This window comes from Mesorhizobium sp. CNPSo 4671 (assembly GCF_057784245.1).
Genome location: NZ_JBWLUW010000001.1, coordinates 214,370 through 236,872 on the forward strand (window position 1 = coordinate 214,370; position 22,503 = coordinate 236,872).

Genomic DNA, 22,503 nt, shown 5'->3' on the forward strand with positions numbered 1-22,503 from the left:
GGAGAACGACCGTGACCAAATGGAAAGAAGGATTTTCATCACTAGCCCTGGCCGCCGCCATGATGGGGGCGGTCACCACCGGTGCACTCGCCGATGCCGGCGAGCTGCACATCTACAACTGGACCGACTACACATCGGACGAAATGATCAAGAAGTTCGAGGCCGAGACCGGGATCAAGGTGACCATCGACACCTACGATTCCAACGAGACCGCGCTCGCCAAACTGAGTTCCGGTGCTGCCGGCTACGACGTGATGATCATCAGCAACGATTTCGTGCCGATCTTCGTCAAGCAGAAGCTGTTCCAGGAGGTCGACGCGGCGGCGATGCCCAACTTCAAGAACGTCGATCCGAAATGGCAGCACCGGCCCTGGGATCCGGATGCGAAATACACCGTGCCATGGGTATGGGGCACAACCTCCTATTCCGTCGATACGGCCGTCTACAAAGGCCCGACCGACAGTTTGAAGCCGCTCTTCGATCCGCCGGCGGAACTCAAGGGCAAGGTCGGCATGTTCGGCTCGCCGACCGAGGTGATCTCGCTGGCGCTCGTCTATCTCGGCAAGGACCAGTGCAACAGCAATCCGGCTGACCTCAAGGAACTCGATGCCTTGCTCGAAGCGCAGAAACCCTTCGTGAAAGTCTACAATTCCGACGGCATCGTCGAGCGCCAGGTCGCCGGCGAGACGGTCATGCACGAGCAGTGGTCGGGCAAGGCGCTGGCGACACGCCAGCAGAAGTCGACGGTCAAATACGTCTACCCCAAGGAAGGCGTTGTTGGCTGGATGGACAATGTCGCGGTACCGACGACGGCGCCCAATCTCGACAATGCCAAGAAATTCCTGAACTTCCTGATGGATCCCGAAAACATCGCGCTGCAGCAGAAATACACCGGCTACCAGAGCGGGATCGCCGGATCGAACAAACTGCTGGCGCCGGACGTTGGCGGCTCGCCCGAATTCAATCCGCCGGCCGATCTCAAGATCACCTTCGCGCCGTCATGCGACGAGGAGGCGATCCGCGCCTATGACCGGATCTGGACCAACCTGCGCCAGTAGGCCGCGACGAAAAAACGCCGCCCGTTCGCGGGCGGCGTTTGTTTCTGTCCGAGGAGATCGAATGAAACGCTATGCCCGCTCGATCGTCTTGCGCGCCGGCAGGTCGTCGGCTTCGGCCGCCAGCAGGATGTCGGTGGTGACAGCCAGATGCGCCGCCAGCAAGTCGCACGCCTTCTCCGCATCGCGGTCGAGCACAGCATTGGCGAGGTCCTGATGTTCCTTGCTGATGTTGCGGGCTTTTGGCGCCAGCGAGACCGAGCGGCGGCGGTAGCGTTCGCTCTGGTCGTAAAGCTGGTCGCGCAGGCGCAGCAGCCAGCGGCTGTCGCAGCCGGCGACCAGCGCCTTGTGGAAGGCCGCGTGCGCGGTCGCCCATTCATCGCTCGAATGCACGGGATCGTCGGGCGTATGCTCGGGCGTGCGCGACAGCCGGTGGAGTGCCGCGACCAGTTGCGATTCCCAGGCGACGTCGCCGACCTCGATGGCGCGGCGGATGCAGAGTGTTTCGATCTGGATGCGCGTCTTGGTGAGGTCGAGCAGGTCCTCGGCCGAGATCGGCGCTGCACGAAAGCCGCGCTGCGGTTCGGCCACGACAAGGCCTTCGGACGTCAGCCGCGACAAGGCCTCGCGGATGGCGCCGAGGCTGACGGACAGCCTATCGCACAGCTCCTGGACCTTGAGCCGGCTGCCGGGCGCGATCCGGCACGACAACAGGTCGGCGCGCAGATCCTCATACGCGCCCTGGGTGAGATTGATCGAGCCTTCCCTAGCCATTCGTTTGCCTGCGGGCGAATCCGTTCTTCGAGGGGCCTTGATACATTATCCCAGCAGAAAGTCAGAATGCAAAATAATATATTCTCTGTTGACAGATATATAATTTCTCAACAAAGTCCAGTCTTCACGAGCAAGGATGTGGCCAGTGCGATTTGCAGCCTATAAATCGTCGCGGGGACCTGGGCTGGCGATTGCCTTGCCGGCAGGCGAGTTCCGCGGCATCGACGCCAGCGATGCGATGTTTCCGGGATGGCTGGACGAACTGATCGCCGAAGGCACGCCGGCACTCCAGGCCGCCGGCGAGAAGCTGGCCTGCGGGCGCAAGATCGATGCGAAATCCGTCGAATGGCTGCCGCCGATCGCAAGGCCCGGCAAGATCATCTGCGTCGGCCTCAACTATGTCGACCATTCAATCGAGAGCGGTTTCGTGCCGCCGACCTATCCGACCTTGTTCGCCCGTTTCTCGACCAGCCTGATCGGCCATGGCGCGGCAATCCGCCGGCCGGAGGCCTCGATCCAGCTCGATTATGAGGGCGAGATGGTGGCGGTCATCGGCAAGGCCGGCCGCCACATTGCGCCCGCCCAGGCGCTCAGCCATGTCGCTGGCTATTCCATCTTCAACGACGGCTCGATCCGCGACTTCCAGACCAAGGCGCCGCAATGGACCGTCGGCAAGAATTTCGACGGCACCGGCTCCTTCGGCCCGATCTTCGTCACGGCGGACGAACTGCCGCCGGGCGGCAAGGGCCTGCGCATCCAGACGCGGCTCAACGGCGAGATCGTCCAGAACGCCTCGACCGCTGACATGATCTTCGATGTCGTCTCGCTGATCTCCATCATCAGCGAAGCGATCACGCTGGAGCCGGGCGACATCCTTGTCACCGGTACGCCGTCCGGCGTCGGCGTGGCGCGCAAGCCGCAGCTGTTCATGAAGCATGGCGATATCTGCGAGGTCGAGCTGGAAGGCGTCGGCATCCTGTCCAATGTCGTGGCCGATGACGTCATCGCAGCCCAGGCCGTCAACCAATAACCCTCGCCAACTCCGAAAGGACGAAGTCATGACAAGAGTGATGTTTCGAAATGCCATGATCTGGGACGGCACGGGCGCTGACGCCTATCCGGCCGATCTGCTGGTCGACAATGGCCGCATCGTCACCATCGCGCGCACGCCGGGACAATTGTCGGGCGAGGGCGCGACGACGGTCGAGTGCCGCGGCATGACGCTGATGCCGGGCCTCGTCGAAGGCCATGCTCACATTTCCTTCGGCGGCGCGATCAAGGATTCCGACCTCGGCCTGATCCCGCCGGAAGAACATCTGCTGCTCACCATGCGCAACGCCAAGACCTTGCTCGACCATGGTTTTACCAGCGCCTACAGCGCGGCGACCTCGAAGCTCCGCCTCGACATCGTCATCCGCAACGAGATCAATGCCGGCCGTTTGCCGGGCCCGCGCATGCGCGCCGGCAGCCCGGAGATCACGGTCACTGGCGGCCTCGGCGACGAGCGCCAGCAGCACATGTATCACGAGAGCTTCGGCATGATCGCCGACGGCGTCGAGGAGATCACCAAGGCGGTGCGGCTCTGCTGCCGCGAGGGCGCCGACAACATCAAGATCAACATCTCCGGCGATGATCTGAGCCCCGCCGCACACGGCGGCCTCACCGTGATGAGCGAGGCCGAGGTGATGACGGCGGTGTCGGTGGCGCGCGACTTCGGCAAGAAGATCAACTGCCATGCCCGCGCCGCCGGTTCGGTCAAGCGCGCGGTGAAGTGCGGCATCGATGTCATCTATCACTGCGAATCCGCCGATGAGGAGGCGCTCGATGCGCTGGAATCGGCCAAGGACCGCATCTTCGTCGGCCCGGCCATCGGCATCATCTACGGCACGCTCTATGAGGGCGAGCCCTTCGGCTTCACCCATGAGATGGCGGTGAAGTTCGGCATGCAGCGCATCCTCGACGATAGCCGCAAGGTCTACACCGAACTGCGCAAGCGCGGCGTGCGCGCGCTGATCGGCGGCGACTACGGTTTCGCGCAGACGCCGCAGGGCACCAACGCGCGGGATCTGAAGCATTTCGTCGACCTCTTGGGGTATTCGCCCAGCGAAGCGCTGCAGTGCGGCACCCGGCTCGGCGGCCAGGTGATGGGCCTCGGCGATGAACTCGGCATGGTCAAGGAAGGTTTTATTGCCGACCTGCTGCTGGTCAATGGCGACCCGCTGAAGGATCTCGACATGATGGTGCATGAGAAGAACCTCATCGTCATCATGAAGGATGGCGAGCTCTACAAGGACGTCTCGGCCTCGGTCGCCTCGCAGCGGCAAGCGGCTTAAGCATCATGCAGCCCACGGTTCCGATCGATGTCGATGAGGAAAGCGGCATCTGGCGGACCGACGGGCTGCCGATGGTCTATTTGCCCAGGCACTTCCTGGTGAACAATCATCTCGCGGTCGAGGCAGCCCTCGGCCGCGAGGCTTATCGAGACATCTTGCGCGCGGCGACGGCGAAATCCGCCATCGAATGGTGCGAGGCGCAGGTGCGAGGCAAAGGCCTCGATCCCGAGGCCACCTTCCGCCACTATTTCCAGCGCCTGTCGCAGCGCGGCTGGGGCCAGTTCTCGATCGACATGCTGGATACTGTCGGCCGTCGCGGCAGCATCAGCCTGCGCAATTCGATCTTCGCGCTGGAGGCCGGGCAGCAACCCGGCCAGCGCGTCTGCTACATGTTCGAAGGCTTCGCCACCGGCGCCTTCTCATTCCTGCTCGGCATCGCGGATCCGACGGCGGTCGCATGCGAGGAGACATATTGCGCCTGCGACGGCCAGCATGACCATTGCCGGTTCGATTTCGAAGCCAAGCTCTAGGCCAATCACCAGCGCTGGTGCACGTAGGGCTTGATGTCCTGGTCGTAGATCGCCTTCACCTTGGCCATCATCTCGTTCGATAGCGGCGCAAGTTCCGCCGCTTCGGCATTGGAAACCGCCTGCGCCGGGTTGCGGGCGCCGGGAATGACCACGCTCACCGCGTCGAACATCAGGATCCAGCGCAGCGCGAATTTCGCCATGGTGGTGTCGCCTGACACGAGCGGCCGGATCTTCTCGACCGCCCCCAGCCCGACCTCATAGGGCACGCCTGAAAAGGTCTCGCCGACATCGAAGGCCTCGCCGTTGCGGTTGAACAGGCGATGGTCGGTGGTCTCGAATTTGGTGTCGGCCTTGAACTTGCCCGACAGCAAGCCGCTCGCCAGCGGCACACGGGCAATGATGGCGACATCGTTCTTCTTCGCCTCAGCGAAAAACAGTTCGGCGGGGCGCTGGCGGAAGGCGTTGAAGATGATCTGCACGCTAACGACGCCGGCATATTGCATCGCCTTCAGCGCCTCTTCGACACGCTCGACGCTGACGCCGTAATTGCGGATCTTGCCTTGCTCGACGAGCCGGTCGAGGCGCTCGAACACCTCCGGGTGGTAATAGAGGTCGGTAGGCGGGCAATGCAGCTGCACCAGATCGAGCGTTTCGGTCTCCAGATATTTCAGGCTGCGGTCGATCCAGCCGGTCAGGTTCTCCAGGCTGTAGCCTTCGACTTTCTGCGCCGGCAGCCGCCGTCCGGCCTTGGTGGCGATGAACGGCCGCGCGCCGCCACGCTCCTTCATCACCCTGGCGATCAGCTTCTCCGAGCGGCCGTCGCCATAGACGTCGGCCGTGTCGAGGAAGGTGACGCCGGCGTCGAGTGCAGCATGCAAGGCGGCGACCGCGTCGTCGTCATTGACCTCGCCCCAGGCGGCGCCGATCGCCCAGGCGCCGAAGCCAATCTCGCTGACTGATTTGCCGGTGCGGCCGAATTTCCGTGATTGCATGGTGCTGTTCCTGACTGCGGCTACGCCGGCAATTCCGGCTATGCGATTCTGATTTTCGGGAAGCCTCATATCGCATGGCAATGCGATTGACATCCCCGTCCGTAAGATTTACCAGATTACAGGGTTGTATGACAACCCGGTAAGACTGCAATGATTTGGAGTCGGGAGGATCTCACATTGAAAACCGTGCTTAAACTGGCCGCGTCAGCGGCCTTGTGCCTTGGCGCGTTCGCTCATCCGGCGTGGGCCGAGGACAACATCGTCAAGATCGGCGTCGTCGCGGCGGAATCGGGCTCATTCGTGTCCGCCGGTCATACCTTGCCGGCCGGCGTCGGCCTTGCCGTCAAGCAGATCAACGATGCCGGCGGCTTCAAGGTCGGCGGCAAGACCTACAAGCTCGAAATGGTCAAGCGTGACGACCGCACCGATATCGCCACCGCCATCGCCGCGACCCAGGAGCTGGTGCGCGACGTGAAGGTGCAGGCGATCTTCGGCTCGGAAACGCATGACTTCACGCTGGCCATGGCCAAGATCACCCAGCCGGCCAAGATCATCCATTTCGCCGGCAATTCGACGCTGGCGAAAATCCTCAACCCGGATTCGGTCAAGCCGGGCGGCGAGGATCACTATCTCTTCCAGTCCGAACCGCAGGAGTTCCAGCGCTCCGGATCGACGGCGCGCGGCGTGCTGTCCCTGCTCGAACCGCTGCTCGGCTTCAAGCCGAAGAAGTCGGTGATGATCGTCGGCAACGATGCCACCGGCCAGTTCCTGTCGTCCTACTACTACAAGGCGCTGAAGGCCGAAGGGCAGGATGTGCCGGACATCATCTTCTATCCGCCTGATACCACCGACTTCTCGCCCTTCCTGACCCGGGCCAAGAGCCTCAACCCGGACATCATCCACTTCTGGTACAATGGCGATTCAACGCTGACGGCGCTGCCGCAGGCGCTCGAACTCGGGGCCGCCAAAAGCTACTTCCTGTTCGGCGTCGACCCCGGCATCTGGAAGGAAAAGCAGCTGTCGGCCGATGTGCCGGTGGCGATGAGCTGCGTGCCGGTGTGCTGGGGCGAGTCCTCCAACCCGAAGGCCAAGGCCTATTTCGATGCGTACTTCGCCGCCGGCGCGCCGCATGGCGTGACCTCGTCGGTGTCGCTGCTCTATCACGACTATGTCCACTTCCTCGTCGAAGCTTGGCAGAAGGCCGACAGCTTCGATCCGGACAAGACGGTCGAGGCGCTGCTCAGCCTCCACCATCAGGGCGTGGTCTCGGATGATCTGACCTTCAATCCGACGCATCAGGTCACCCATGCAACGGAAGTCTGCGCCGCGGCGCCCGGCGGGGCCATCTCCTGCGCCATGCAGCAGCCGCCGGCCGAAGCGCCGAAGAGCTGATCCACATCCCTCGGCTGGCGGCGCCATCCGCCGCCAGCTCCTTCTTCTTGCAAACAGGTTGGCTCGATCGCCGGCCACCGCATGGAAAACGGAAGTCAGCCGTGGATATTTTCATCCAACAAATCCTCAACGGCCTTTCCATCGCCAGCGTCATCACGCTCATCGCCATCGGCGTGACGCTGATCTTCGGCCTCACCGGCATCATCAACTTCGCCCATGGCGAATTCCTGATGATCGGGGGCATCGTCACCTGGCTCGCCGTCAGCGCCGGCCTCGGCTTTCCGCTTGCAGTGGTGCTTTCGATCCTGGCGGTCGGGCTGATGGGCTATGTGCTCGAACGCGGCCTGTTCCGCTTCACGCTGGAGCGGCCGACCAATGGCTTCATCGTTTCGCTCGGCCTCATCGTCGTTTTGCAGCATGTCGTCGTGCTGTTCTGGAACCCCAACCAGAAAAGCATTCCGCGCCCGCTGACCACGGTGTGGGAGGTCGGCGGCGTGCGCATCGCATCCGTGCGCGTCATGGTCATCCTGATCACCATTGCCGTGGTCGCGCTGAGCTTCCGCATGATCACCGCAAGCCGCTATGGCCGCGCGCTGCGCGCCAGCGTCGAGGACCGCGACACCGCCGCCCTGATGGGCATCCCGGTGCGCCGCTACATCACCGGCGTCTTCGTGCTCGGCAGTGCGCTGGCCGGGCTTGGCGGCGCCTTGCTGATCGCGCTGTTTCCGATCACGCCCTTCACCGGCGGCACCATGGTGATGAAGGGCTTCGCCGTCGCGCTGATCGGCGGCCTCGGCAACATCTACGGCGCCGTCGCCGCCGGTCTCATCCTCGGCATCGTCGAGGGCTTCAGCGCCGGCTACGGCTTCTCGCAATGGACCGACGCCTATTCCTTCGTGCTGATGATCCTGGTGCTGATCGTGCGCCCGCACGGCCTGTTCGGCGGCACCAGCGGACCCCGGATGGCGTCATGAATTCGGGTTCCACCCTCAAGCCGTTGCGGTCGCTGCTGCCGGTGCTGATCATCCTGGCACTTATCGCGCTGGTGCCGCTGTTTTCGCCCTCGAACCGCTTCCTGTCGCTGGCGATCTCGGCCGGCATCAACGTCATCGCGCTTTACGGCCTGTCGGTGCTGTTCGGCCAGACCGGCATCCTGTCGATGGGCCATGCAGCCCTGGTCGGCGTCGGCGCCTATGCCGCGGCGATCCTGGCGCGCGATTTTGGCGTCGGCTTTTGGGCAGCATTGCCGGCAGCCGCCCTTGCGAGTGCAGTCTTCGCCATGATCGTCGGCATTCCCTCGCTGCGCGTCGGCGGCCATCACTTCGTCATCATGACCTTTGCCTTCGGGCAATTGCTCGCCATCGTGCTCACGAATGGCGGCGACTATACCGGTGCGGCCACCGGGCTCGATATCGCCGGCCCGGTCACCTTGTTCGGCGCCGACATGAGCGACCTGACGCGCTACTATCTGATGGTGGTGGCCTTCGTCACGGCGGCAGCGGTGGCGAGCTGGGCGATCATCCACTCCTCCTATGGCCGCACGCTGCGCGCCATCCGCGAAAACGAGAAGCTCGCCGCTTCGCTCGGCATCAATGTCGGTCGGCACAAGATCGGCGCCTTCGTCGTCAGCGGCGCCTTTGCCGGCATCTCCGGCGTGCTTTCGGCCTATTTCCTCGGCCATATCTCGCCCTCGCAATTTTCGTCTTTCCCCAGCATCTACCTGGCGCTGATGGTGATGATCGGCGGCGCAAGGCTGATCGAGGGGCCGCTCGCCGGCGGCATCCTCGTCGCCTTCCTGCCGGAAGTGCTCAACCTCGATCCGGTGCAGTCCCGCATCGTCTATGGCGTCTGCCTGATCGCGGTGATCATGCTTTTGCCCGACGGCCTGATCGGCGGCATCGTCCGAGCGCTCCGAGCGGCATTTTCGGGCAAGCCGAAACTGGAGGCGGAAGAGCGCGACGCAGCGGAGGCGCGGCGATGAGCCCGATCCTGGCGATCAGCGGCCTCAGCAAACAATTCGGTGGCGTCACCGCACTGGCCGGCGTTGATCTCACCGTCGAAGAGGGCGAAATCCTCGGTGTCGTCGGCCCGAACGGCTCCGGCAAGACCACCTTGTTCAACGTCGTCACCGGCGTTCACAAGCCGAGCGGCGGCACGGTGCTGTTCCGTGGGCGCGACATCACCGGCCTGGCGCCGCACGCCATATCGCGGGCCGGCATCGGCTACACCTTCCAGCAGGCCATGGCCTTTGCCGGGCTTGGCGTGCTGGAAAATGTCCAGATCGCCGGCGAGCACGTGCGGGCAGGGGGCACCGCCAATCCCTGGCCGACGCCGCAGGCGCTTCTCGATTTCGTCGGCCTGAAGGCTCTCGCGGGTGAAAAGGCCGGCGTTCTGCCCTTCGGCAGCCTGCGCCTGCTTGGCCTGGCACTGGCGCTGGCGACGCGGCCGTCGCTGCTCCTGCTCGACGAACCCGCCGCCGGGCTCAACGACCGCGAAACCACGGCCCTGGTCGGGCTTGTCCGCCAGCTTCCCGGCCATGGCATCACGGTCTGCGTCATCGACCACGACATGAAGCTGATGCAGATGCTGTGCCGGCGCCTTGCCGTGCTCGATTTCGGCTCCAAGATCGCCGATGGGCCGACCGAAAAAGTGCTGGCCGACCCCAAGGTGCTGGACGTCTATTTGGGAGGCGACCTGTGAGCCTGCTCTCCGTCTCCGATGTCGCCACCGGCTATGGGCCGACCATCGTCAACCGCGGCGTTTCGCTGACATTGGCCGAAGGCGAGATCGTCACCATCCTCGGACCGAATGGCGCCGGCAAGTCGACATTGCTCAAGGCGATCGCCGGGCTGATCAAACCCCGCGCGGGCGGCATCGCCTTCGACGGCGCCGATGTCACCGGGTCAGCCGCCGATGTCATGGCCAGGCGCGGCGTCGTGCTGGTGCCGGAGGGGCGCAAGATTTTCGTCGACATGACGGTCGAGGAGAATTTGCGGCTTGGCGCCTATGCCCGCCGCGACGAGGCCGCCGTGGAAGTCGATTTCGAAACCATGCTCGCCTTCTTCCCGATCCTCGCCACCAAGCGCCGCGACAGAGGCGGCTCGCTGAGCGGTGGCCAGCAGCAGATGCTGGCGATCGCGCGCGGGCTGATGACGCGGCCGCGAGTACTGCTGCTCGACGAGCCGTCGCTCGGCCTATCGCCGCTGCTGGTCAAGGAGATCAAGGCGATCATTCTCGATATTGGCGCGCGCTTCGGCGCTTCCGTGCTGCTGGTCGAGCAGAATGCCGGCCTGGCGCTCGCCGTCGCCTCGCGCGGCTATCTCATGCAGAACGGCCGCATCGTCGTCTCCGGGCCGATCGCCGAATTGCGCGACATGTCGCTGATGCGCGAACTCTATCTCGGCGGAGTCGCCGGATGAGTGGCAATCCCTTATTCGTGAACAGCTTTGTCGCGCAGATCCTCGAAGCGGGCGTAGCTCTTGGCCAGATGGTTGCGCATGGCGCGCCGCGCCGCGTTCACGTCCCTGGCTTCGATCGCGGCGAGGATGGCGCGATGCTCGCGCTGCATCCGGTCCAGATATTTTTCCCGGTCGGCTTCAGTCATCCGGTCGAGCCGTGTCCACTGGCGCGGGATCATGGCGCTGCCGAACGTGTCGAACAGCCGGGTGAAATTCGGGTTCTGCGTCGCGGCGAGAATGGCGCGGTGGAAACCGAAATCTTCTTCCGAGCCGGAGCCTCCCGCACGCACCGCCGCCTCCAGCGCGTCGAGCCGCGCGCTCATCTGCCCGAGCGCCGCGTCGCTGCGCCGCTCGGCCGCAAGACCGGTCGCCTCGACCTCGATGCCCATGCGCAGTTCCAGAACACGCAGCACCTCGTCGATCGATTCGAGATCGTCGGGCAGAATCGAAAAGGTCCGTGGCAGCGGATCCTTGGCGACGAAAGCCCCGAGACCCTGCCGCGTGGTGATCAGACCGCGGGCGCGCAGGGCGGCCAGCGCCTCGCGCACCACGGTGCGGCTGACACCGGTGGCGGCGACGATCTCCTGCTCGGTCGGCAGACGCTGGCCCGGCGCGAGGTCGCCGGATTCGATCTGCGCGATCAGCGTGTTGACGAGCCCGGTCCGCAAATTGGGCGCCTGCGGTATGGCATCGAAAAGCATGGTCTCCGCCATAGCGCGGGCTCCGGTCCAGGTCTTCGGCAAAGGCCGATTCTTCAACGAAGGATTGCATCGACAGGTGCGCGCCGCAAGGTGACGAAAGTTGAGCCCGCCGGTGCGGGTCAAAGGAGGTTTCTCATGAAAGAACGCATTGGCTTCATCGGCCTGGGGGCGATGGGCGCCGGCATGGCCGACAATCTGCTGCGCAAGGGCTGGCCGCTGACCGTCTGCGTGCACCGCAGCCGCACCGCCGCCGACCGCTTGATCGCAGCCGGCGCCACCGAGGCGGCAAATCCGCGTGAACTCGCCGCCGCCTGCGACATCGTCATCCTCTGCGTCACCGGCTCGCGCGAGGTGGAAATGCTGCTCAAGGGGCCCGATGGCCTTGCCGTGGCCGGCACACCGCTGCTGATCATCGACTGCTCGACCTCCAATCCCTCGTCGACGACAGCCCTTGCCGCCGAACTCGCAGCACTTGGCGTGACGCTGATCGACGCGCCGCTGGCGCGCACGCCCAAGGAAGCCGCCGAAGGCAAGCTCGACGTCATGGTCGGCGGTCCGGCCGAAGCCGTCGCCCGCGCGCGGCCGGTGCTCGAAGCCTTCGCCGCCCGCGTCGTCCACACCGGCCCGACCGGCAGCGGCCACACCATGAAGCTGCTCAACAATTTCGTCTCGATGGGCTATTCCGCCATCTATTCGGAGGCGTTGACACTGGGCGCCAAGGCCGGGCTGACGCCGCAGGTCTTCAACAGCGTGATTTCAGGCAGCCGCATGGATTGCGGCTTCTACCAGGCCTTCTTCGATTTCGTGCTGAACCGCAACGAGAACGCCCAGCGTTTCGCCATCGCCAATGCGTTGAAGGACATGACCTATCTTGCCTCCTTCGCCCAGGCGGCCGGCATCGCCAACCCGATCGGCGCCGCGGTGCGCAACGGTTTCGCCACCGCGGTCACGACAGGCCATGGCGAGAAGTTCGTGCCGGCGCTGTCGGATATTGTCGCTGGCCTCAACGGCGTCTCGCTGGTCGAGCCGCCAACGACATGACGGGGCAGGGCCGATTATCGCTCCCAATCACCAGCGATCACCCCAGCACAGGCGGAGTGGGATCGTAGCCGATTGAGACGATCCCCGGATGCCGGTGGGCGATGGCGAGTATCTGGGTCTCCAGTTCGCAGTTGTAGGCCATGAGCGCCTTCACGGTCTCGAGCGGGCTGTCGTAGCGCGCGATCAGCTTCACGGCTTCCGAATGCAGTTCGGCTTTGGCTTCGTCGTCAAAATGCATTGTACCCATTGCGGTTGCTCCTAAAGCAATTCCAGGAAAAGTGTGAGCGGTTTTCCCGGGAAACCGCGTAGCGCTTTCCCTTGGGAATTGCGTCAAAACAAAGAGTTAGAGCGGTTCGCCGTTTCCATGAAACGGTGAAAAGCTCTAGCGTGTCGCGCGGCGAGGGGTGGTGAGTGCATCGAGCCGTTCCTGAAGATGCCCATTGAGCACGATCATTTCCTTGAGAGCCTTCATCACATCGCCCTTGTGGACGGCGATGAAATCCTCGGCGTGAGCCTGGAGGGCGGCCTCCTGGCGACTGTTGAGTGTCACGATGCGGTCCATGGCTAGTACTCCAAACGCTGCATGCCCACAGTGAACAAAAAGGGAACAAAAATGTCAAGGGCGAATTGACTCGGCGAGGAACTCATTCCTATTTTCTAATATGCCGGAGCAGCCCAGAAAACCCCGACGCCTTGTGCAGACCCTCAGCAAAGCGCATGAGGTCGGTCAGCTGATCCGCGTCCGCTGCGTCAACTGCAACATCACGCGCCACTATCTGCCTGGGGACCTTGCCAAGCTGGTGGGAGACATTCCGTTCTGGGACGTTGACCGGCACATGCGTTGCGAGCGGTGCAAACGTCGCGACCTTGATGTCGATATCCTGCTGCCAAGCGCATCGGAGGGCCTGAGGATACGCGTGAGGCGGCTTGTTGAAATCCGCATGGTGCGGAGGGTGATCTGGACCGATGAGGAATGAGAATCTGCTTAGAATGGCGCTATCGGTATGACCCTAAAGAACCCAGAAACGCTTCGGATCGAAACGTTCGTTGGACATCGGCTCAGTTCCAGCCTTGAAGCAGCTATCGACCATATCGTTGGCCAAAAGCGCCTCTTCGCCGACTAGCCCATTGCGATAAACAACGCCACACGTCCGCTCTGGGATCGCTACCGTATAGTCGTCGCCAAATAGGTCTTGAAAAAGCCCCGGCACAAGTAGGCGCGACGGCCCCATACTGTCCTCATTCAACAGGCTGAGCACGAATGGGCGGCCATCAGCTCCCTTTTTGCTGCCTGCGTAGGGATAGCGCCGGGAAAGCTCCGTCAGATTCTCCATAGCCATGCCGCGCCAGTTGGTGCCACTACCTTCCCAATTCCGTGACATGTCCCAGCTGACATATCGGAAATAGTTTTGGGGATCGGCAACCGCCCATGACACACCAAAAGGCAAATCACCGAGCTGCTCTATCGGTCCAGGCCAACCCGCACTTACCGCCGACAACGGCATAATCTGAGGAAAAACCTTAGCAAGATCGATGTCTTCCGGATTGCGCCTCAAAACCTTGCGCAACGTCTCAAGTTGCGACGCCTCTGATACACCTGACCTCTTCCTGAATTTCTCGAACAAGCCTTTAAACACTTAGCCCTCACGTTCCGCTTCAACCCTAGAAAAGCGATCCTTGCACCGGAGGTTCCTGCGGAAACTTGATCTGTGTGGCCGGCTTCTCGACAACCACAAGAGCATCGTCGGGCGCCGTGCGCTGGAGCCGCTTCGCTTCCGACCAAGGAGCGGTAAGCCACGTCTCGGTCTCCTCTTGCGTCCTCAGGATCACCGGCATGGCCTTCTCGTGGATCGGCTTGATGAGCGCGTTGGGCGCTGTCGTCATGAAGCCGTAGAGCTCGAAGTCGCCGGGGCCGTCCTTGACCTTGCGCACCCCCTGCCACGGCGTCCACAGGCCAGCGAAGAAGAACAGCGGGCGGTCCTCATTGAGCGCGAACCAATAGTTCCGCTGGATGCCTGTCTCAGGGTCCTTGTCGCCGGGGGTCGGGCTGGGCTCAGCAAAACTCGTCACCGGCACCACGCAGCGGTTCTCGACGCCGACATACTGTTGCCAATGGCCATACTGTGGATTGCGTATGTTGGTGGTGCCGTAGTCGGCCTTGCCCTTCATCCGCTCAACGGGTGTCGGCATGCCCCACAGCAGATTGGCCAGTTCCCGCTGCCCGTCCAGCGCATTGCGCACCACCGGGCCGGGCTGGTTGGGATAGATGTCAATGGACGGCTCAAGGTTGCCCAGGATGTCCCGCAACGTCCGGGTCCATTGGCGAACGGCTTCTTGCGACGTGGTGATGTTGTAGAGGTTGCACATGGTCACACTCTGCCGTGAGTGTGCACCGCCGACCAGCAGAAAAATTCGGACAAAATAGCAGCGAGGACGAACCTGCTACCGCGTAGCCTGCCCCCGCACAGCCTTCCGCAGTCGTGAGTGCCGCACCGGAGAAGCCACCTCCTGCGCCGGAGACACCGGCTCAGCCGCCTCCCCATCATGCAGCCCCACCCGCAGAGCCGCGCCCGCCAGATGGTCACGCATCGCCGCTTGCGCGCCCTCGGCGTCGCCGGCGCGGATGGCGGTCAGGATGCGCTCGTGCTCGCCGAGCGTAATGCGCGCCATGTCGTCCGATTTCTGCTGGTTGCCGGCGGCAAGAATGCTTTCGCGCACGCGTTCGGACACGAAGACCAGGAACTGGCCCATATAGGAATTGCGCGTCGCCTCGGCGACGGTGCGGTGGAATTCGAGGTCGCTGCGCAGCCAGGCGACGCTGCCGTAGGGGGCGGCGCGCATGCCGGCCAATGCGTCGCCCATGGCGGCGAGATCGGTTTCCGAGCGCCGCTTGGCGGCAAGGGCGGCGGCCTGCACTTCGAGGATGCCGCGCAGTTCGAACAGATTGCGGAAGGAATCGGCGCGCTGCAGCGCCTCGTAGTCGATGGTCAGCACCGTCGGGTTGGTGCTTTCCACCACGAAGGCGCCGCGCCCTTGCTGCGACCAGATGCGGCCTTCCGAGCGCAGCCTGGCGATCGCCTCGCGCACGACGTTGCGGCTGACCCCAAAAGTGGTCGCCAGCGCCTGCTCGGTCGGCAGCTGGTCGCCGGGCTTCAGCCGCCCTTGCGCGATCTCGCGCGAGATGGAACTGGCCACCAGAGTGGAGAGGTGTGGGCCGCGATTGACCTTGTCGAGTTTCAGCGTCATCGCTCACCTATAGTCGACGGCGGATGCGGACGCCAGAATGCGGCCATTGCTCAGGAGATGGCGCGGATCGAACGCCTCCTTGATGCCCGCGGCAAGGTCCAGCGTCACCGGATCGATGCGTTCGAGGAATGCCTTCTGCTTGACCCGGCCGATACCGTGCTCGGCGCTGATCGAGCCGCCATAGCGGTCGACGACGGCAAAGATCTCGGCTTCAGCCTCCTCGAACAGATGCTCGATCGCTTCAGCGCCCATGCCTTCCGGCGGCACGACGTTGAGATGGATGTTGCCGTCGCCGACATGGCCATAGGTGACGGCCAGGGCGTCCGGGCGCGCCTGCTCCAGCGCGGCCAGTGAGTCGGTGACGAAATCGGCGAGTTTCGAGATCGGCACCGAAACGTCGGTGCGCAGATAGCGGCCGCCGCGGCCCTGCCGCTCGACCATGATTTCGCGGTAGAGCCACAGCCGCTCGGCCTGCGCCCGCGTCGATGCGACGATGCCGTCCTCGACGAGATCGGCGACGCCGCCGAGAAACCCGAGCAGCATGGCCGACAGGTCGATCAGCCCGCCGGAGGACACCTCGATCAGCACATAGGCCGGGTAGGGCCTATCAAGCGGATCGGGAAAATCCTTGCCCTCGCGCATGGTGATCTCGATGCCGCCGCGCAGGATCAGTTCGAAGGCGGTGAGCAGGTCGCTGCAATCGCGCCGGGCGCGGGCATAGAGCGCCATCGCGTCCTCGACGGAGCGCAGGCCGACCAGGGCGGTCTCGATCTGCGTCGGCTTGGGGAACAGCTTCAGTGCCGCCGCGGTGACGATGCCGAGCGTGCCTTCCGAGCCGATGAAGACCTGCTTGAGGTCGTAGCCGCGATTGTCCTTGCGTAGCACCTTCAGCCCGTTCCAGATGCGGCCGTCGGCCAGCACCACTTCGAGCCCAAGCACCAGGTCGCGCGTCATGCCGTAGCGCAGCACGTTGAAGCCGCCGGCATTGGTGGCGACATTGCCGCCGATGCGGCAGCTGCCTTGTGCGCCGAAGGTGATCGGCAGCAGGCAGTCGCTCTCTTCGGCGGCACGCTTGGCGTCCTCGAGGATGCAGCCGGCCTCGACCACCATGGCGAAGTCGATCGGGCTGATCGAGCGGATCCGGTTCATGCGCTCCAGCGAGATGACGATCTCGCCGCCATCGGCAGCCACCGCCGCGCCGACGAGGCCGGTCAGCCCGCCTTGCGGCACGACGGGAATGCGCTCGGCATGGCAGAACCGCATCAACGCCGACATCTCCTCGACCGAAGCCGGACGCGCCACCGCCAGCGGCCGGCCGAAATGGTCGCCCGACCAGTCGCGGCTGTAGCGCGCCAGATCCGCGTCCGCCGTCAGCAGCCCGCCATTCGGCAGCACGCCGGCCAGGGCTGCGATCAGCGATGCGGAGGTGGGCGGCACGGCATTCATGAATTGGCCCTGGACCCCTGGGGAAAACGACTGGACAACCACCATTCTTGTCGTGTTATCATACAACCCTGATTTAGAACATCAAGCGAGGTCACGTTCCAACCAGCTGTTTGATGTGGATGGTCAGACCAGCAAATCCCTGAATTCGGAGGACTTTCCCAATGAGCGACGCCCCGGGCTTTCGCTATATGCACACCATGATCAGGGTGCTCGACCTCGACAAGTCGATCGCCTTCTACACCGAAGTGCTCGGCATGACCTTGCTGCGCCGCGACGACTATCCCGGCGGCAAGTTCACCAACGCCTTTGTCGGCTATGGTCCGGAGGACAAGGAGGCCGTCGTCGAGCTGACGCTGAACTGGGGCAGGGAAGAGCCCTACGAGATCGGTACCGGCTTCGGCCACCTGGCGCTCGGCGTCAACGACATCTACGCCGTCTGCGCCGAACTGGAAAAGCGTGGCGCCAAGATCCCGCGCAAGCCAGGTCCCATGCAGCACGGCACCACCCACATCGCCTTCGTCGAAGACCCGGACGGCTACAAGATCGAACTGATCGGCCTCGACACGATGTGATCCGCCCAAGCGGGGTCGCATCGGACTTCTGATGCGACCCCGTCCTGTCCGCGCTGGCTTGGGAGGCGGGATCACTTGATGACCGCGATCTTGCTGCGGTCGATGGTGATGGCGACGGCGGCGATGAGCACCGCGCCGAACACCATGTTTTCCAGGAAAATGTTGACGCCGACAAAGGTCATGCCGATGCGCACGATCGAGATGATCAGCGCGCCGACGGCGGTGCGCGCCACACCGCCCAGCCCGCCGGTGATCGCCGTGCCGCCGACGATGACGGCGGCGATGGCTGGCAGAAGCAACTGGTTGGCGAGCACCGGCGAGCCGCTCGACAATCGCGCCGCCAGCACGACGCCGGCGATTGCCGCCAGCATGCCCGAGGCGGCGAAGGCGATGATCTTGGTGCGGTCGACATTGATGCCCGCCGCCCAGGCGGCGGGCTCGCCGGCGCCGACCGCGATCGCCTGGCGGCCGAAGCGCGTGTAGCGCAGCGCCAGAAAGGCGGCGATGCCGATGACCGCCGAAATCAGCACCACCACCGGCAGGCCGGCTATGGTGGCATTGATCCAGGCGGTGTTTTCGCGGCCACCTTCCTCGATGGTGATGGCGCGGCCGTCGGACACCCAGAGCGCCAGGCCGGTGACCACGCCACCCGTGGCGAGAGTCGCCACGAAGGAGGGGACGCGCAGCTTGACATGGACGATGCCGCTCAGCGTGCCGAAGGCAAGGCCGGACAGGATCGCCAGGGGAAACGCGGCAAGGCCGAGCGAGGGCAGCAGCTGCGCCAGGATGACGCTGGCCAGCGAGGCGACCGCCTGGATCGACAGGTCGATGCCGCCGAGCAGGATGGCGAAGGTGACGCCGGTCGCCAGGATGAACAGCACGGCGGTGTTGGCAAACAGCAGCGATACGGTCTCGCCGGTCAGGAAGCCGGGCGCGGCGATCTCGATGATCAGCAACAGGGCGACAAGCAGGACCAGCGGAATGGCGCCTTGCGTCCACTTGCCTTCGAACACCTGCCTGAAGGGAAAAGGTTCGTTCATCGGCTCACACCATCGCTCGCAGCAGATCGACCTGTTTCGGCTTCTTGCCGGGGCTGGCGTCGAAGCGCGCGGTGATCTCGCCGTCGCGCATCACCAGCACCTGGTGCGACAGGCCGATCGTCTCTTCCAGCGTGTCGGAGATCAAAAGGATCGCCACGCCTTGCGCGGAGAGATCGCGCACAAGTTCGTAGACCTCCTCCTTGGCGCCGACATCGAGGCCGCGCGTCGGGTGGTCGAGCACCAGGATGCGCGAGCCCGCCGTCATCCAGCGCGCCAGCACCACCTTCTGCTGGTTGCCGCCGCTGAGCTTGCGGCAGGCGGCATCGGGGCCGGGCGCCTTGATACGCAGCCGCTTGATCCAGTCGGCGGCGAGCCGGCGCTCCTTGCCATAGTCGATGGCGCCATGGCGCATGACGCTCGACAGGTCGGCCAGTGAAATATTCTCCGCGATCGACAGGAACATAACCAGCCCTTCGAGCCGGCGCTCGCGTGGCACATAGCCGATGCCCCTGCGCACCGCCGGTTCCGGCGAGCCGAAATGCACGGGATCACCGGCGATCTTCATCTCGCCCGCATCGTGCTGCAGGAAGCCGCCGATGGTGCGCGTCACCTCCTCGCGGCCGGAGCCGACGACGCCGGCAATGCCGACGATCTCGCCGGCCCTGATTTTCAGATCGACGCCGTGATAGGCGCCGTTCGCACCAAGCCCCTTGGCCTCGACCATGACGGTCTCGCGCGGCTGCTGCTGGCGGGCTTCGCGGTAATATTCCGCCTGCAGGCCGCGCCCGACCATGATCTCGTGCAACTCGGGTGCTGTGACATCGGCCGCGCGGTGTTCGGCGACGACAGCGCCATCCTTCATCGTGTAGACGCGATCCGATATCGCCAGCACCTCATCCAGACGGTGCGAGACGAAGACGAAGCTGGCGCGGGATTTGAGTGAGCGCACGCGGGCGAACAGCACTTCGATGTCGGCGGCGTTGAGCACCGAGGTCGGCTCGTCGAGCAGGATGAGCAACTGCCGTTCGACCACTTCCTCCAAGGTCAGCGCCTTGGCCAGTTCGACCATCTGACGCGCCGCGAAGGTGAGTTCGGAGGTGCGCGCGGTGACGTCGATGTCTATGCCGATCTTGGCCAGCTGGCGGCGCGCCGCGGCGTTCATGGCGCGCCAGTTGACGATGCCGAAGCGGGTGAAGCGGTCTTCCTCGCCGAGATAGATGTTTTCGGCGACCGTCAGGTTGAGCACCAGCGACTGTTCCTGGAACACCATGCCGATGCCGTACCGGGCCGCGTCGCGCGGGCTGCGCATGCGCAGCTGCTCGCCGTCGAGCGTCAGGCTGCCGCCATCGGGCCGGTAGCTGCCGGCCAGCACGCGCATCAGCGTCGACTTGCCGGCACCGTTCTCGCCGATCAGCCCGACCACTTCGTTGGGCCGGACCTCGATCGAGACGTCGCGCAAGGCCTGGACGCCGGGAAAGTTCTTGATGATGTGGGACGCGTTCAGCATGGCGCTCACTTGACGATCCGCAGGCGGACGCGGTCGAGCGACAGTGCCACCGCGGCGATGATCATCAGGCCCTGCACCGTCTGCTGGATATAGGGCGAAATGCCGAGCAGGATCATGCCGTTGGCCAGCACGGTGACGATCAGCACGCCGATCAGCGTGTTGACGACGCCGCCTTCGCCACCGGTCAGCGCCGTGCCACCGACGACCACCGCAGTGACCGCTGCGAACAGCCTGCCGTCACCGATGACGGCGTGCGACTGGCCGAGCTGCGCGGCGGCAAGCACGCCTGATATGCCGAAGAAGAAGCCGGCCAGCGCAAAGGCGGTTATGCGCACCCGCACCACGTTGACGCCGGAGAGCTTGGCGACATCCTCGTCACCGCCGATCGCCAATATGTGGCGGCCGAGCTTGGTGTGGTACTGGATGACGGCGGCGAGCAGGAACGCTGCAAACGCGACCCAGACCGCCAGCGGCAGGCCGAAAAAACGATGCAGGGCGAGGTCGCGGATCGAGGCGTCGTTGAGCCGGATCGCCGAGCCGCCGAGCATATAGACCGACAGGCCAAGGCCGATGAACCACATGCCGAGCGTCGCCATGAAGGATGGGATGCGCAGCATGGTCTGGACGAGACCGCTGACGAAACCCATCGCGGTGCCGGCGACGATCGCGGCGAGCACCGCCCACCAGCCATAGTCATTGCCGTTCGCGTCGTTGGCGGCGAGCAGCACCACCACCATCGCCGAGACGGACAGTGTGCCTTCGACCGAAAGGTCGATGCTGCCCATCAGGATGATGAAGGTCAGCCCCATCGCCAGCGTCAGTGGCACGGCGGCGGAGTTGGCAAGCCGCACCAGGTTGCGCAATTCAATGAAATTGGGATTGGCGATGGCGATCAGCACGCAGAGCACGACCAGCACCGCCAGCGGCGCCATGCTGCGCCAGCGCCTGCCACCGAACAGGGTGGCGATGCGGCGAGGGATCAATGTCATAAACGTCGTCCGCTCGATGTCCGAAACGGACTTCAGGGGTTCTGTATGGATTGTCAAGAAACCGCTTCCCGTCAGGTGATGACAGCCATCGCGGACAGGCATCCGCGGTGGCCGTAAAAAGGGAGCGGGCCGCCAGGGAGCAGCGGCCCGCCCGGCGGTCAGGTCCGGATCGCTCCGGTCACCCGGCCCCAGAGGTCGTTCCAGTCGATCTCCGGTTTGGAATCGACATTGGTCTTGTAATATTCCTCGACATTGTCGTGCGAGATCAGCACCGCCTTGCCGTAGAATTCGCGGTGCTCCGGTGGCTCCTTGGTCGGGTCGAACTTGCCGATCTTGGCGTTGTAGCCGATGGCCAGTCCCATGCCGCCCTGCCAGAACGGATCGGAGGTGACGGTACAGGCGAACTCGCCGGTGCGCACGGCGTCGACCGCCGTCTTGATGCCGTCGACGCCGACGATCGGCACCTTGCCGGCAAGGTTTTCGGCGCGCAGCGCTTCCAAGGCGCCGGAGCCCATGTCGTCATTGGCGGCCCAGATGCCCTTGATGTCGTCGCCGAAGCGGGTGAGCAGATTGCCCATCAGGTCGAAGGCCTCGGTCGATTTCCAGTTGGCGACCTGGAAGTCTAGCAGCTTGATGTCGGGGTTGGCGGCAAGCGCGGCGTCGAGCCCCTTCTTGCGTTCGATCGCCGCCGTGGTCGAGATCAGGCCGCCAAGCGCGACGATGCCACCCTTGCCGCCAATGGTCTTGAACAGGATCTCGGCGATGGTCTTGCCGCTGGCGATGCCGTCGAACTCGATATGCGAGACATAGTTCGGGTTGAAGTCCTTCGGATGCAGATCCGCCGGCTTGTTCCACTGCGTCACGACATAGGCGCCGGCCTTGGCGCAGGCCTCGACGATCGGGCGTGCATCCGGCGTGTCGTTGGGATCGGAATTGAGCACCATGTTGCCGCCGGTCTTGGCCAGCATCGCCTTGATGTCGGCAATGCCCTTTTCGCTGTTGCCTTCCGAAACCAGCGTGACGTGTTCCAGCCCGGCCCATTTGGCGTAGGCCTCCGCACCTGTCTTCCACACCGCGTGGTAGGGGTTGGACAACGAGCGGATCGAGGTCACCAGCGTCGGTTTGTCGGCGGCGCGCAACACGTTCGGCATGGCGAGCGCCGCCACGCCGGCGGTGGCGCCCATCATCAGCGTCCGGCGGTTGATCGTGCCGGTAAGCGTAAAATCTGTCCTGTCCTTCATTTATCGAACCTCCCGATTGAATTCTGTTTCCGCCCGGTGGCTTGCGCTGACAGCGCGGCCGGGACCTCCGACGATGGATTGCCAAGCTCCTCCACTTGTACGACAACCCTTCAACACGATAACCATACCCTTTCTCTTGACGCGGCACAAGCGACTTGAGATCGTTGCGTAGAGGAGAGCAGGGCA

25 protein-coding genes are annotated in these 22,503 nt (G+C 64.0%); 12 read left to right on the forward strand and 13 right to left on the reverse strand.

Annotated elements, in window-relative coordinates:
- Window positions 1-11 precede the first annotated feature (11 nt).
- On the forward strand, window positions 12-1,058 hold the full coding sequence (locus tag AC04SF_RS00870) for an extracellular solute-binding protein (protein ID WP_488476097.1): 1,047 nt from the start codon (window positions 12-14) through the stop codon (window positions 1,056-1,058).
- A 69-nt stretch (window positions 1,059-1,127) separates the two neighbouring features.
- Here AC04SF_RS00870 and AC04SF_RS00875 read toward each other — a convergent pair whose 3' ends face one another.
- Complete coding sequence (locus tag AC04SF_RS00875; RefSeq protein WP_488476098.1) at window positions 1,128-1,829, reverse strand: GntR family transcriptional regulator; 702 nt, start codon at window positions 1,827-1,829, stop codon at window positions 1,128-1,130.
- 145 nt (window positions 1,830-1,974) lie between these two features.
- On the opposite strand from AC04SF_RS00875, the gene AC04SF_RS00880 reads away from it, so the two are divergent.
- The 3 genes from AC04SF_RS00880 to AC04SF_RS00890 are packed head-to-tail and all read left to right on the forward strand — an operon-like array spanning window position 1,975 to window position 4,692.
- Window positions 1,975-2,859: a fumarylacetoacetate hydrolase family protein gene (locus AC04SF_RS00880; RefSeq protein WP_488476099.1), complete on the forward strand. Its 885-nt coding sequence runs from the start codon at window positions 1,975-1,977 to the stop codon at window positions 2,857-2,859.
- A gap of 28 nt (window positions 2,860-2,887) precedes the next feature.
- Complete coding sequence (locus tag AC04SF_RS00885) at window positions 2,888-4,162, forward strand: metal-dependent hydrolase family protein (RefSeq protein ID WP_488476100.1); 1,275 nt, start codon at window positions 2,888-2,890, stop codon at window positions 4,160-4,162.
- A gap of 5 nt (window positions 4,163-4,167) precedes the next feature.
- On the forward strand, window positions 4,168-4,692 hold the full coding sequence (locus AC04SF_RS00890) for a DUF5943 domain-containing protein (RefSeq protein WP_488476101.1): 525 nt from the start codon (window positions 4,168-4,170) through the stop codon (window positions 4,690-4,692).
- Between the two features lie 5 nt (window positions 4,693-4,697).
- Here the strand turns inward: AC04SF_RS00890 and AC04SF_RS00895 are convergent, their stop codons facing one another.
- Window positions 4,698-5,684, reverse strand: a complete 987-nt coding sequence (locus tag AC04SF_RS00895) for an aldo/keto reductase (protein ID WP_488476102.1) — start codon at window positions 5,682-5,684, stop codon at window positions 4,698-4,700.
- Between the two features lie 186 nt (window positions 5,685-5,870).
- Here AC04SF_RS00895 and AC04SF_RS00900 point away from each other — a divergent pair, with 186 nt between their 5' ends.
- The 5 genes from AC04SF_RS00900 (at window position 5,871) to AC04SF_RS00920 (ending at window position 10,495) form a co-directional block, all read left to right on the forward strand.
- Window positions 5,871-7,076, forward strand: coding sequence for an ABC transporter substrate-binding protein (locus tag AC04SF_RS00900; RefSeq protein WP_488476656.1), 1,206 nt, complete (start codon window positions 5,871-5,873; stop codon window positions 7,074-7,076).
- 101 nt (window positions 7,077-7,177) lie between these two features.
- A complete protein-coding gene (locus AC04SF_RS00905; RefSeq protein WP_488476103.1) occupies window positions 7,178-8,050 on the forward strand; it encodes a branched-chain amino acid ABC transporter permease in 873 nt (290 codons plus the stop codon).
- Window positions 8,047-9,057 (forward strand): branched-chain amino acid ABC transporter permease, encoded by a 1,011-nt coding sequence (locus AC04SF_RS00910; RefSeq protein WP_488476104.1) that lies wholly within the window; start codon window positions 8,047-8,049, stop codon window positions 9,055-9,057. The genes AC04SF_RS00905 and AC04SF_RS00910 overlap by 4 nt, the downstream gene beginning before the upstream one ends.
- Window positions 9,054-9,776 carry an ABC transporter ATP-binding protein gene (locus AC04SF_RS00915; RefSeq protein WP_488476105.1) on the forward strand — a complete coding sequence of 241 codons (723 nt, stop codon included), beginning with the start codon at window positions 9,054-9,056 and terminating at the stop codon, window positions 9,774-9,776. The genes AC04SF_RS00910 and AC04SF_RS00915 overlap by 4 nt, the downstream gene beginning before the upstream one ends.
- A complete protein-coding gene (locus tag AC04SF_RS00920; protein WP_488476106.1) occupies window positions 9,773-10,495 on the forward strand; it encodes an ABC transporter ATP-binding protein in 723 nt (240 codons plus the stop codon). The genes AC04SF_RS00915 and AC04SF_RS00920 overlap by 4 nt, the downstream gene beginning before the upstream one ends.
- Window positions 10,496-10,506: 11 nt before the next feature.
- Here the strand turns inward: AC04SF_RS00920 and AC04SF_RS00925 are convergent, their stop codons facing one another.
- Window positions 10,507-11,247, reverse strand: coding sequence for a FadR/GntR family transcriptional regulator (locus AC04SF_RS00925; RefSeq protein ID WP_488476107.1), 741 nt, complete (start codon window positions 11,245-11,247; stop codon window positions 10,507-10,509).
- A gap of 123 nt (window positions 11,248-11,370) precedes the next feature.
- On the opposite strand from AC04SF_RS00925, the gene AC04SF_RS00930 reads away from it, so the two are divergent.
- Window positions 11,371-12,276, forward strand: a complete 906-nt coding sequence (locus AC04SF_RS00930; RefSeq protein WP_488476108.1) for an NAD(P)-dependent oxidoreductase — start codon at window positions 11,371-11,373, stop codon at window positions 12,274-12,276.
- A gap of 37 nt (window positions 12,277-12,313) precedes the next feature.
- Here AC04SF_RS00930 and AC04SF_RS00935 read toward each other — a convergent pair whose 3' ends face one another.
- Entirely contained in the window at window positions 12,314-12,523 is a 210-nt protein-coding gene (locus AC04SF_RS00935) for a hypothetical protein (protein ID WP_020628784.1), read from the reverse strand.
- A 135-nt stretch (window positions 12,524-12,658) separates the two neighbouring features.
- Window positions 12,659-12,838: a hypothetical protein gene (locus tag AC04SF_RS00940; RefSeq protein ID WP_019856610.1), complete on the reverse strand. Its 180-nt coding sequence runs from the start codon at window positions 12,836-12,838 to the stop codon at window positions 12,659-12,661.
- 133 nt (window positions 12,839-12,971) lie between these two features.
- On the opposite strand from AC04SF_RS00940, the gene AC04SF_RS00945 reads away from it, so the two are divergent.
- Window positions 12,972-13,253: a hypothetical protein gene (locus AC04SF_RS00945; protein WP_488476109.1), complete on the forward strand. Its 282-nt coding sequence runs from the start codon at window positions 12,972-12,974 to the stop codon at window positions 13,251-13,253.
- Between the two features lie 33 nt (window positions 13,254-13,286).
- Here the strand turns inward: AC04SF_RS00945 and AC04SF_RS00950 are convergent, their stop codons facing one another.
- The 4 genes from AC04SF_RS00950 to AC04SF_RS00965 form a co-directional block, all read right to left on the reverse strand.
- Entirely contained in the window at window positions 13,287-13,913 is a 627-nt protein-coding gene (locus tag AC04SF_RS00950) for a hypothetical protein (RefSeq protein WP_488476110.1), read from the reverse strand.
- A 25-nt stretch (window positions 13,914-13,938) separates the two neighbouring features.
- On the reverse strand, window positions 13,939-14,643 hold the full coding sequence (locus AC04SF_RS00955; RefSeq protein WP_488476111.1) for an SOS response-associated peptidase: 705 nt from the start codon (window positions 14,641-14,643) through the stop codon (window positions 13,939-13,941).
- 75 nt (window positions 14,644-14,718) lie between these two features.
- Entirely contained in the window at window positions 14,719-15,522 is an 804-nt protein-coding gene (locus AC04SF_RS00960) for a FadR/GntR family transcriptional regulator (RefSeq protein ID WP_488476112.1), read from the reverse strand.
- Between the two features lie 3 nt (window positions 15,523-15,525).
- Window positions 15,526-16,968, reverse strand: coding sequence for an FAD-binding oxidoreductase (locus AC04SF_RS00965; protein ID WP_488476113.1), 1,443 nt, complete (start codon window positions 16,966-16,968; stop codon window positions 15,526-15,528).
- Between the two features lie 161 nt (window positions 16,969-17,129).
- Here AC04SF_RS00965 and gloA point away from each other — a divergent pair, with 161 nt between their 5' ends.
- On the forward strand, window positions 17,130-17,540 hold the full coding sequence (gene gloA / locus AC04SF_RS00970) for a lactoylglutathione lyase (RefSeq protein WP_019856614.1): 411 nt from the start codon (window positions 17,130-17,132) through the stop codon (window positions 17,538-17,540).
- Window positions 17,541-17,611: 71 nt separating this feature from the next.
- On the opposite strand, the gene AC04SF_RS00975 is transcribed toward gloA, so the two are convergent.
- From AC04SF_RS00975 to AC04SF_RS00990, 4 genes are all read right to left on the reverse strand, one after another.
- Window positions 17,612-18,580 (reverse strand): ABC transporter permease, encoded by a 969-nt coding sequence (locus AC04SF_RS00975; RefSeq protein WP_488476114.1) that lies wholly within the window; start codon window positions 18,578-18,580, stop codon window positions 17,612-17,614.
- A gap of 4 nt (window positions 18,581-18,584) precedes the next feature.
- Window positions 18,585-20,087 (reverse strand): sugar ABC transporter ATP-binding protein, encoded by a 1,503-nt coding sequence (locus AC04SF_RS00980; RefSeq protein ID WP_488476657.1) that lies wholly within the window; start codon window positions 20,085-20,087, stop codon window positions 18,585-18,587.
- Window positions 20,088-20,092: 5 nt separating this feature from the next.
- Entirely contained in the window at window positions 20,093-21,076 is a 984-nt protein-coding gene (locus tag AC04SF_RS00985; RefSeq protein ID WP_488476115.1) for an ABC transporter permease, read from the reverse strand.
- Between the two features lie 158 nt (window positions 21,077-21,234).
- The gene (locus AC04SF_RS00990) at window positions 21,235-22,317 is read right to left on the reverse strand and encodes a sugar ABC transporter substrate-binding protein (protein WP_488476116.1); all 1,083 of its coding nucleotides are present in this window, start codon (window positions 22,315-22,317) and stop codon (window positions 21,235-21,237) included.
- Between the last annotated feature and the right edge of the window lie 186 nt (window positions 22,318-22,503).